The sequence below is a fragment of the Qipengyuania pacifica genome, from assembly GCF_019857205.1.
GTDB classification, from domain to species: Bacteria; Pseudomonadota; Alphaproteobacteria; order Sphingomonadales; family Sphingomonadaceae; genus Qipengyuania; species Qipengyuania pacifica.
Map to the genome: position 1 here is coordinate 1 of NZ_JAHWXO010000053.1, position 512 is coordinate 512.

Annotated in this window: 2 pseudogenes; both read left to right on the top strand. The window is 61.3% G+C overall.

Annotated features, from left to right (window positions below):
• Positions 1–247: pseudogene (locus tag KYK83_RS17110) on the top strand (TolC family protein); the annotation flags it as partial.
• Positions 248–258: 11 nt separating this feature from the next.
• A pseudogene (locus KYK83_RS17115) lies at positions 259–512 on the top strand (efflux RND transporter periplasmic adaptor subunit); the annotation flags it as partial.

Sequence of the window (512 nt, forward strand, 5' to 3'; positions counted from 1 at the left end):
AGTCACGCAGGCTCGCGGACAATTTCTGGCAGCCGAAGCGCGGGTCGAGACCCTCGCGGAGACCTCCTTGCCCCAAGCCGAAGAAGCCTTGCGCCTCGTTCGGATTGGCTACCGCAACGGCAGATTTCCGCTGATCGAAGTTCTGGCTGCGGCCGAAGCGCGCGACACCATCCGTGAAGCATTGATTCAAGCCCAGGAAGATCGTGGCCGCCTGGCGGCGACGCTGATCTGGCTCGGCGCACAATGAGGTATTTCCAAATGAACCGTAGACGTCTGGCCGTTTTTATCGGCGTGATCGTTTCAATCGCCGCTGCAGTGTTTATGCTGTGGCCAAGTGGCAGTGCCGACCAGCACATTGAGGAAACGCGCGAGGAGGCCGAGCTTCCCGAAGGGCTTGTCCTGCTTGGCGCCGAACAAATCGAAGCGTCCCAGATAGAGGTCGAAACCGTCGGTCAGGGATCGGCGGTCGAGCTGGTCTTTCCGGCCACCGTCGCGGCAAGCCCGACGGCAAG